The 9,086-nt window shown below is 67.5% G+C and carries 9 protein-coding genes; 6 read left to right on the plus strand and 3 right to left on the minus strand.

The features are described 5' to 3' along the window. Positions 1-69: 69 nt before the first annotated feature. Positions 70-303 carry a DUF2798 domain-containing protein gene (locus tag B2W70_RS17650; protein ID WP_058086678.1) on the minus strand — a complete coding sequence of 78 codons (234 nt, stop codon included), beginning with the start codon at positions 301-303 and terminating at the stop codon, positions 70-72. 96 nt (positions 304-399) lie between these two features. Between B2W70_RS17650 and B2W70_RS17655 the strand changes: the two genes are divergently transcribed. Then, complete coding sequence (locus B2W70_RS17655) at positions 400-2,631, plus strand: molybdopterin-dependent oxidoreductase (protein ID WP_286747800.1); 2,232 nt, start codon at positions 400-402, stop codon at positions 2,629-2,631. 60 nt (positions 2,632-2,691) lie between these two features. Here the strand turns inward: B2W70_RS17655 and B2W70_RS17660 are convergent, their stop codons facing one another. Together B2W70_RS17660 and B2W70_RS17665 are read right to left on the minus strand one after the other, a co-directional pair. After that, on the minus strand, positions 2,692-3,393 hold the full coding sequence (locus B2W70_RS17660; RefSeq protein WP_286747802.1) for a hypothetical protein: 702 nt from the start codon (positions 3,391-3,393) through the stop codon (positions 2,692-2,694). Positions 3,394-3,460: 67 nt separating this feature from the next. Then, on the minus strand, positions 3,461-5,155 hold the full coding sequence (locus tag B2W70_RS17665; RefSeq protein ID WP_286747803.1) for a pectin acetylesterase-family hydrolase: 1,695 nt from the start codon (positions 5,153-5,155) through the stop codon (positions 3,461-3,463). 232 nt (positions 5,156-5,387) lie between these two features. On the opposite strand from B2W70_RS17665, the gene B2W70_RS17670 reads away from it, so the two are divergent. The 5 genes from B2W70_RS17670 to accC form a co-directional block, all read left to right on the plus strand. After that, a complete protein-coding gene (locus tag B2W70_RS17670; RefSeq protein ID WP_286747805.1) occupies positions 5,388-5,975 on the plus strand; it encodes a hypothetical protein in 588 nt (195 codons plus the stop codon). Between the two features lie 18 nt (positions 5,976-5,993). Then, complete coding sequence (locus B2W70_RS17675) at positions 5,994-6,659, plus strand: TlpA family protein disulfide reductase (RefSeq protein WP_286747807.1); 666 nt, start codon at positions 5,994-5,996, stop codon at positions 6,657-6,659. Positions 6,660-6,802: 143 nt separating this feature from the next. Next, complete coding sequence (gene aroQ / locus B2W70_RS17680) at positions 6,803-7,270, plus strand: type II 3-dehydroquinate dehydratase (RefSeq protein WP_058086673.1); 468 nt, start codon at positions 6,803-6,805, stop codon at positions 7,268-7,270. A 76-nt stretch (positions 7,271-7,346) separates the two neighbouring features. Then, positions 7,347-7,802 (plus strand): acetyl-CoA carboxylase biotin carboxyl carrier protein, encoded by a 456-nt coding sequence (accB, locus tag B2W70_RS17685; protein ID WP_286747809.1) that lies wholly within the window; start codon positions 7,347-7,349, stop codon positions 7,800-7,802. Between the two features lie 15 nt (positions 7,803-7,817). Beyond that, the coding region (gene accC, locus B2W70_RS17690) for an acetyl-CoA carboxylase biotin carboxylase subunit (protein WP_286747811.1) at positions 7,818-9,086 on the plus strand (1,269 nt) is incomplete at its 3' end.

Below are 9,086 nucleotides of genomic sequence, written 5' to 3' on the forward strand. Positions count from 1 at the left end.
AGGCGCCCTCCGACGAGGCCAAGGCCGCCGCAGACACCGAAGCAGCACAAGCCCCCGACGCCGCCGGACTCACCGAGCCGAATTCACCCACCGCAAGATCGCCTGCGTGATCCGGGGCGCGATCGGCGAGGCCACGAAGGCCGCCAGCGAGGCCACCGGCCACGCGATCACGAAGGCCCGCGCCCAGAGCTTGAGGAAGTCCGGCCGCCATCCCAGGTTCAGCCAGGTGATGAAGGCCGTCATGATGAAAGCCATGATGCCGGCCATGACGACGGGCTGAACGTGTTTGGGTTGCAGTTGCATGGGCTCGGCCGCAGATGAAATCAGGGTGAACCCGGATGATACGCAGCCGGGGACAAGCTGGCATGATCTCGGGTCATCCCACCACGAGGACGCCTCATGGCCCATGCCCCCACCGCGCCGGCTGCCGACGCACCCATCACGACCAAACATGGCGTTTGCAACCTTTGCGAAGCCATCTGCGGCCTGACTTTCCAGGTCCAGGGCGAAGGCCCGCGAGCGCGCATCATCAGCGTCAAGGGCAACGACGCCGACCCACTCTCGCGCGGTCACATCTGCCCCAAGGCGGTTGCGCTCAAGGACCTGCACGAAGACCCCGACCGCCTGCGCCAGCCCGTGCGCCGCGTGGTCGAAGGTGGCGTCACCCGCTGGGAGCCCATCGGCTGGGAACAGGCCTTCGACATGGTCGTCGAGGGCCTGGCCACGGTGCGCGAGCAACATGGCGCCAACGCCGTGGCGGTCTACCAGGGCAACCCCAACGTGCACAACTGGGGCAACGTCACCCACGGCCACCTGTTCCTGAGCCAGCTGAAAACGCGCTCACGCTTTTCGGCCACTTCCGCCGACCAGTTGCCACACCACGTGGTGGCGCACTGGCTGTATGGCCACCAACTCGCCATCCCCATCCCCGACATCGACCGCACCCAGTACATGCTGGTGCTGGGCGGCAACCCGCTGGCCTCCAACGGCAGCCTGATGACCGTGCCCGATGTGCGCGCGCGCTTCAAAGCGCTCAAGGCCCGCGGCGGCAAGCTGGTGGTGGTCGACCCACGCCGCACCGAGACCGCCGCCATCGCCGACGAGCACCTGGCGATCGATCCGGGCAGCGACGCCGCCTTCCTGCTCAGCCTGATCCACACCCTGTTCGGTGAAGAGCTCACGCAACCCGGCGCGCTCGAGCCCCTGCTCGACCAGGTCAAGGCCGTGCGCGATGCCGTCGCGCCCTTCAGCCCGGAAGCCACCGCCGCCCACACCGGCATCGACGCGGCCACCACCCGCCGCATCGCACGCGAGCTGGCTGCCGCCTCAAGCCAAGGCGGCGGCGTGGCCTACGGCCGCATGGGCGTGTCCACCCAGGCACACGGCGTGGTCTGCCAATGGGCCATCCAGGTCATCAACCTGCTGACCGGCAACATCGACCGCGAAGGTGGTGCGCTGCTGACCAGCCCGGCCCTCAACCTCATCCAGATGAAGTTGATGGGCCCCGGCCACCTTGACGCCTGGCGCAGCCGCGTGCGGGGCGCACCCGAGTTCAGCGGCGAGCTGCCTGTCTCCGTCATGGCCGAAGAGATGCTCACACCCGGCAAGGGTCAGATCAAGGCCTTGGTCACGGCCGCGGGCAACCCGGTGCTGTCCACGCCCAACGGCCGCCAGCTCGACGAAGCGCTCGAGCAACTCGACTTCATGGTCTCCATCGACTTCTACGTCAACGAGACCACGCGCCACGCCGACGTCATCCTGCCGCCGACCTGCTTCGTGGAGCACGACCACTACGACCTCGTCTTCCTGCACCTGGCCGTGCGCAACGTGGCGCGCTACAGCGATGCCATCGTCGATCGCGCGCCTGGCGCCCTGCACGACTGGGAGATCTACAGCGAGCTGGCCCAGCGCTACGCCCGCCGCACCTGGTCGCTCGAGCGTGGTGGCGTGCGCTCGCGGCTGACCGGCCTTTTCTCGCGTGCACTGATGAAACGCCTGTCGCCCCAGCGCCTGCTGGCCATTGGCCTGAATCGATCGGGCGCGGCCAATCGCGGCGTGACGATGGACAAGCTGCGAGCCCACCCCGAAGGCATCGACCTGGGCCCGCTCCAGCCTTCGCTGGGCAAGGCCCTGCAGGCGCGCGGCAAGTGCATCGACCTGATGCCTGCGGCCATCCGCCGCGAGCTGCCGCAACTGATCGCGCCCTTCACCAACCCGCTGCCAGAGAACGACACCGGCCGCCCGACCCTCAAGCTCATCGGCCGGCGCGAGGTGCGCAGCAACAACTCCTGGATGCACAACAGCGAACGCCTGGTGTCGGGCAAGGCCCGCTGCACGCTGTGGATCCACCCCGAAGATGCCCAGCGCCACGCGATCAGCGAAGGCCAGACCGTGACGGTGGCCTCGCGCACCGGCCGCATCCAGGTGCCAGTGCACGTCACGCCCGACATCCGCTCGGGCGTGGTCAGCCTGCCCCACGGCTGGGGCCACGATCGCCAAGGCGTGCGGCTGCAGGTGGCGAGCGCCCACGCCGGCGCCAGCATCAACGACCTGACGGACGACCGCCAGACCGATCGCATCTCGGCCAACGCGGCGTTCAGCGCCGTGCCGGTCTGGATCGAAGCGGCCTGACGGGGGCCCGGCACGCCCAAGCTGCCACGCTGACAAGCTGCCCAGTGGCATCGAGCCGGTTCAGTCCGGGTAGTGGCGCGCGCGGATCCTCTCGCTCTCGCGGATGATGTACTGGTCACGTGTGAGGCCGTCCGGGAAGGCGGCCATGCGCCGCGCCTGCGCGATCATCGCGGACTCCTCGGCCTTGAAGGCCACGAAGGTCGGATCCTTGCTCGGGTCCGACTTCGCCACCAGCGCCGCGTGCTCGCGCTCGAACTGCTGCTGCATGGCGGCCAGCTTGCCATCGAGCTCTCCGCCCTGCCAGGCCATGCGTGCGATGGCCATCTTCAGCTGCAGCGCATGGGCCAGCGAGTAGTAGTCCTCGCGCTGAAAGGCATCGACCTCATCCATGACCTGCAGGGCTTCGGACTGGCTCAGCACACGGGCGCCGCCGCTGCCCAGCAGGGCCTGCATGCGGCCCATGAAACCTTCGTAGGCACGCGCCTGGTCCACCGCAGCCCGGTCTTCGGGCGACAGGCGCTCGTAAGCCTGCCTCAGGCGAGCGAACTCGGCCGCGTCCGGCGCGCCCGATGCGGGCAGCTCCGCACCCGGCAGACCAGCAGCCGGGCCCGATGCGCCCCACCACGGCGACGGCGCCGCCACGGCATTGGCGCGCTCTGCCACCGCCGCACCACCAGCACCCTGGCGCCCCATCCACCACATCGCCCCAACCAGGAGGGCTGCCAGCAGACACAGCCCCCCGACCACAGCTCGTTTGTTCATGTCAGCAGGAAAAAAGCCCCGCACCCTCGGGGAGGACGCGGAGCAAGCACAGCACAGGAGAGAGCGCTCAGTTCGACTGGCTGACCGGCGTGAACATGTCAGGCATCAGCAGCGACAGCAAAGAGCGGTTGACCGGGCCCAGCGGCTGGTACAGCCCCCAGTACGGGTCCGAAGCACGCTCGCGCAACACCGGCGGCGAACTCAGGTCCACCAGGTTGCGCAACGCCGAAACCACGTCGCGACCGGTGTCCGGGTTGGTCGTGTTCTCGTAGTTGATGACCGTCAGGCAGTGCGAGGCGTTGAGCGTGCGACCGCTCGGCGAGAAGTAGCCCGTGTTCGGCCCCATGCCATCGATCTGGGCCAGCATGCGACCGAGGTCGCGCAGGTGCAGGTCGGTGGTGAAGCGCCCTTGCGGCGACAGGAAGGCGCGGGCAGAGCCGGCCTTGCCGCCGTTCTCGGCAGCGGAGACCTCGAACATGCCCGGGTTGTCCTGGTACATGAAGCCGCTGAAGTTCAGGTCGGTGATGCTCTGCACGTACAGGGTGCGGTCCTGCGGCCACTTGTTGGCATAAGCCGTGCGCACGCTCGAGAAATCACGCCAGTTGAACTCGGGCAGGGCCTGCTTGACCAGCAGCAGCGGCGTGCGCGCATCGGGCTTGCTCGCGTCGAAGTTGAACAGCTCCGAAGCCACCCGCTTGTACATGACCGAGCTGGGCATTTCCTGCGGCGATGAGGTGGTCCAGTCGCCCGGGTACATCGAGCCCGAATCGTGCATGTTGAATTGCCGGAAGCTGGGGTTGAGCACCGTGCGCACCGCCACCTTCTGAGCGTCCGAGCCCACCGAGCCCGCGCTCTGGCCATGCAGGAAGACCTGCGCCGGCCGTGGCAGGTTGGTGCGAGCCCAGCCCAGCGTGGCCATCACGTTCTGCACACCCGAGTAGTGCTGCACACGCGTGGCCTGCCCATCGGCGCTGGTGTAGACCTTGGTGTTGTCGCCCAGGTGCACGTCGCCCGAGCAATAAGGCATGTAGATGGTCGTCCAGTCCTGCATCTTCAGGCGCTGGTTCGTGGTCAGCGGGATGCGCTGGTAGATCGGCGACTCCAGCGCCCCCGTGGTCGACACGTTGAGCTTGCCGTTCGTGTACGACAACAGGCTGGTGTAGTTGTCCGGCACGCCCTCGGGGTTGAAGGCACCCCAGGCCGTCTTGCCCGCGCACTGCTCGTAGTTGAAGCACACACCACCCGGCTCCATGAAAATCTGGATGTTGCGGGTGTTGGGGCTGAGGTTGACGAAGATCTTGTAGGGCGAGCCGTTGCCGCAGCGCGCACCGGTGGAGGCCGGCAGGTTGACCTGCTGCCACTTGTAGAAGGCCCGCGGGTTGTAGCCGGACTTGGTGCCACCGCCCTGGGTGGCAATCAAGGGGTAGGCGAATCGCTGGTCGGTGGTCTGGTTGACCGGCACATCGGCTTTGGGCGGGGTCACCAGGTTCCAGGTGCGCTGCCAGGCGTTGTAGTCACCCGGCTCGGGCGCCACGCCGGATTTGGCGAAACTCGCCGCCGCCTGCGCCGTGTTCGAAGCGATGTTGGCCAAGGCCCAGGCTGCACCTTCGATGCCCTGGCCGATCTGGGTCACGGTGACCTGTGGCGTGGCGCTGGCCTCGGCGGCCTGCGCGATCGGCGATGCGGCCAGGACGCAGGTCCCGAGCATCGCGCTGACAAACACCGCGCGACGTGCACGGGATGGGGGCAGGGTCTTGTTCATGGGCTTCCTCGGTCGGTGACAGCGGGTGTAACAATTCTCACGATTCACCCCCGATCGACCTCGCTTTGGTTTTCCCTAGGAAGTCATCGAACCCCTGTGTTTCAATGCGCTCCAATCGTCAGCTGCCTGACACTTCGCGAAACCCTTCACACGTGGAAACCCGCCCTCGAGGGTCCTTTGGACACATCGCGACGCCAGCCAAGTCGCCCCATCGGACCCGACAGGCCCAACCATGAACCCGCTCACCCAGGAAATCGCCGCGACCGCAGCGCGCCTCGTTGTCGAAGAGGGCCTGGAGTACGGCCCGGCCAAGCGCCGCGCCATCAAGCAACTCGGCCTGGGCGCCCGCGCCGAGCTGCCTGGCAACGACGCCCTCGAAGAAGCGGTGTTCGAGTACCTCAGCGTCTTTTGCGCCGACACCCAACCCACCGAGTTGCGCGCGCTGCGCGAGCTCGCCGCCCTCTGGATGCAGCGCCTGGCCCACTTTCGCCCCCACCTCAGCGGCGCCGTCTGGCGCCGCACCGCCACCCGCCTCAATGACATCCACCTGCAGCTCTACTGTGACGACAGCAAGTCCGCCGAGATCCAGCTGCTCAGCAAGGGCGTGGACTACGATGTCTCCAGCGCACCCGGTCCGCGCGGCGGCACCGTCGATCGGCTGAGCCTGACCGTGGACTGCGAAGCCCTGGGCGAGCCCATCGGCCTGCACCTGACCATCCTCGACGCCGACGACTTGCGCGGCGCCCTCAAGCCCGACGCCCGCGGCCGCACCGAACGCGGCGACCTGGTCGCCCTGCGCCGCCTGCTGGCCGACACCTGAATCCCCCCCACCCAGAACATGCCAAAACGTTTGACCGAACACCCCCCGCTTGCCGAGCACGGCCGCTCCCTCGCCTCCCAGCGGGGCGTGAGCCGGCGCGCCGCCCTGTTCGGCACCGCGGGCCTCGCCGCCGCAGGAGCGGGCGCCTGGTGGGGCTGGCAGCGCCACGCCAGCACCGAGGCTGTGGCCGGAACTTCGCCCGCCCAGCCCCAAGGCGCCTCACCCGCCCAAGACCCCAACGTCGCCACGGGCGAGCCGCTGCCCGCCGGCTTTTGGGACGTGCACTTCGACACCCCGCAAGGCACCCCTTTCAACTGGGTCGGCCTGCAAGGCAAACCACTGCTGCTGAACTTCTGGGCGACCTGGTGCCCGCCCTGCGTCAAGGAGATGCCCGAACTCGACCGCTTCCACCGCGAGTTCTCGCCAGCAGGCTGGCAGGTCGTGGGCCTGGCGATCGACGGCCCGACCCCGGTCAAGGAATTCCTGACCAAAGTACAGGTAGGATTCGGGGTCGCGCTGGCCGGCTTCGGCGGCACCGAGCTGGCCCAGACGCTGGGCAACACGGCAGGCGGTTTGCCCTTCACCGTGTTGATCGACGCCCAGGGCCGCATCCGCCACCGCAAGATGGGCGCCACCCACTTCGACGAGCTGGCCACCTTGGCCCGCGCCATGGCCCCCGCCTGAGGCGTCCGGATCAACCCGAAACATTTCCGGCAAAAAACCGAGAATTTCGGGCTATTGCAAGTAAAATTCAGCTACGTTCATTTTCTCGGGTGATCTTGCGTGCCTCGTTGTCAGATGAGGCGCCCTGGCCCACCCGGTGACGCATGCACATCCTCGTCCTCCATGGCCCGAACCTGAACCTGCTGGGCACCCGTGAACCGCAGGTCTATGGGTCCACCACACTGGAGCAGATCAATTCGGATCTGAGCGCCCACGCCGCCCGCCGCGGCGCGGCCCTGACGGCATTCCAGAGCAACCACGAAGGCGCCCTGATTGACCGGGTCCAGGCCGCCCGCACGGATGGCACCTCCTTCGTGATCATCAACCCGGGCGGGTTCACGCACACCAGCGTGGCCCTTCGCGACGCCTTTGCCGGCGTGGCGCTGCCCTTCATCGAGGTGCACCTCTCGAACATCCACCGGCGCGAAGCCTTCCGCCACCACTCCTATTTCTCGGACCTCGCCGAAGGCGTGATCCTGGGCTTGGGTGCGGCGGGCTACCGACTCGCACTGGAAGCCGCCCTCGATCGCCTCGGTGCACCGCCGCCGACGGCCCCCGCATCCGGCAGCTGAGCCTTCCCACCCGGAACGCCCCACCTGCCGCTCACCCCGAGCGCCACCCGCTCGCCGACCTCGCTGGAGAACATCCATGGACCTGCGCAAACTCAAGACCCTGATCGACCTCGTTTCCGAGTCGAACGTGTCTGAACTCGAAATCACCGAAGCCGACGGCAAAGTCCGCATCGTCAAGGCCGGTGCTGCGCCCGTCGTCATGCAGACCGTGGCCGCCGCGCCCGCCATGGTCGCGCCCGCTGCCGTCGCCGCCCCCGCTGCGGCCGCCGCACCGGCCGCCGAAGCCCCGGCCGAAACCGGTCACGTGGTCAAGTCGCCCATGGTCGGCACCTTCTACCGCGCCTCCAGCCCGGGCGCCAAGGCCTTCGCCGAAGTCGGCGACCAGGTCAAGGCCGGGCAGGCCGTCTGCATCATCGAAGCCATGAAGATCATGAACGAGATCGAAGCAGACCAGGACGGCACCATCACCAAGATCCTGGTCGACAACGGCCAGCCCGTCGAGTACGGCCAGCCCCTGTTCGTCATCGAATAAGGCGAGGGCTTCGCCATGTTCAAGAAAATCCTCATCGCCAACCGAGGCGAGATCGCCCTGCGCATCCAGCGCGCCTGCCGCGAGATGGGCATCCAGTCGGTGGTCGTCTACTCCGAGGCCGACCGCGACGCCAAGTACGTCAAGCTCGCCGACGAGGCCGTGTGCATCGGCCCGGCCCCCTCGGCGCAGAGCTACCTGCACATGCCGGCCATCATCTCGGCCGCCGAAGTCACCGACGCCGAAGCCATCCACCCCGGCTACGGCTTCCTGTCGGAGAACGCCGACTTCGCCGAGCGCGTCGAGCAATCGGGCTTCACCTTCATCGGCCCGACGCCCGAGTCCATCCGCATCATGGGTGACAAGGTCTCGGCCAAGCAGGCCATGATCCGCTCCGGCGTGCCCTGTGTGCCCGGCTCCGAAGGTGCCCTGCCCGACGACCCGAAAGAAATCATCAAGATCGCCCGCAGCGTTGGCTACCCCGTCATCATCAAGGCGGCCGGTGGCGGCGGCGGTCGCGGCATGCGCGTCGTGCACACCGAGGCTGCGCTGATCCACGCCGTGCAGACCACCAAGAGCGAAGCGGGCGCCGCGTTCGGCAACCCGCAGGTCTACATGGAAAAGTTCCTGGAGCACCCGCGCCACATCGAGATCCAGATCCTGGCAGACCAGCACAAGAACGCGGTCTGGCTGGGCGAGCGCGACTGTTCCATGCAGCGTCGCCATCAAAAGATCATCGAAGAAGCGCCGGCACCGGGCATCCCCCGTCGCCTGATCGAGAAGGTGGGTGAGCGCTGCTCGGCCGCCTGCAAGAAGATCGGCTACCGCGGCGCCGGCACCTTCGAGTTCCTGTATGAAAACGGCGAGTTCTACTTCATCGAGATGAACACGCGCGTGCAGGTCGAGCACCCGGTCACCGAGCTGGTCAGCGGCATCGACATCGTGCAGATGCAGATCCGCGTGGCCGCTGGCGAGAAGCTGCCCTTCACGCAACGCCAGATCGAGATGCGCGGCCACTCCATCGAGTGCCGCATCAACGCGGAAGACCCGGTCAAGTTCATCCCTTCGCCCGGCCGCATCACGACCTGGCACGCCCCGGGCGGACCTGGCGTGCGCGTGGACTCGCACATCTACACCAACTACTTCGTGCCGCCCAACTACGACTCCATGATCGGCAAGATCATCGTGCACGGCGACACCCGCGAGCAGGCTCTGGCCCGCATGCGCACCGCCCTGTCCGAGACCGTGGTCGAAGGCATCCACACCAACATCCCGCTGCACCGCGAG

Origin of the sequence: Aquabacterium sp. UBA2148 (assembly GCF_002328915.1) — a bacterium.
Classification (GTDB): domain Bacteria; phylum Pseudomonadota; class Gammaproteobacteria; order Burkholderiales; family Burkholderiaceae_C; genus Aquabacterium; species Aquabacterium parvum.

What these genes read in the sequence shown, in the direction of transcription:
- aroQ (WP_058086673.1), top strand. Translation starts at nt 6,803, where the DNA reads ATGCACATCCTCGTCCTCCATGGCCCGAACCTGAACCTGCTGGGCACC.
- accB (WP_286747809.1), top strand. Translation starts at nt 7,347, where the DNA reads ATGGACCTGCGCAAACTCAAGACCCTGATCGACCTCGTTTCCGAGTCG.
- B2W70_RS17660 (WP_286747802.1), bottom strand. Translation starts at nt 3,393, where the DNA reads ATGAACAAACGAGCTGTGGTCGGGGGGCTGTGTCTGCTGGCAGCCCTC.
- B2W70_RS17665 (WP_286747803.1), bottom strand. Translation starts at nt 5,155, where the DNA reads ATGAACAAGACCCTGCCCCCATCCCGTGCACGTCGCGCGGTGTTTGTC.
- B2W70_RS17655 (WP_286747800.1), top strand. Translation starts at nt 400, where the DNA reads ATGGCCCATGCCCCCACCGCGCCGGCTGCCGACGCACCCATCACGACC.
- B2W70_RS17675 (WP_286747807.1), top strand. Translation starts at nt 5,994, where the DNA reads ATGCCAAAACGTTTGACCGAACACCCCCCGCTTGCCGAGCACGGCCGC.
- B2W70_RS17650 (WP_058086678.1), bottom strand. Translation starts at nt 303, where the DNA reads ATGCAACTGCAACCCAAACACGTTCAGCCCGTCGTCATGGCCGGCATC.
- B2W70_RS17670 (WP_286747805.1), top strand. Translation starts at nt 5,388, where the DNA reads ATGAACCCGCTCACCCAGGAAATCGCCGCGACCGCAGCGCGCCTCGTT.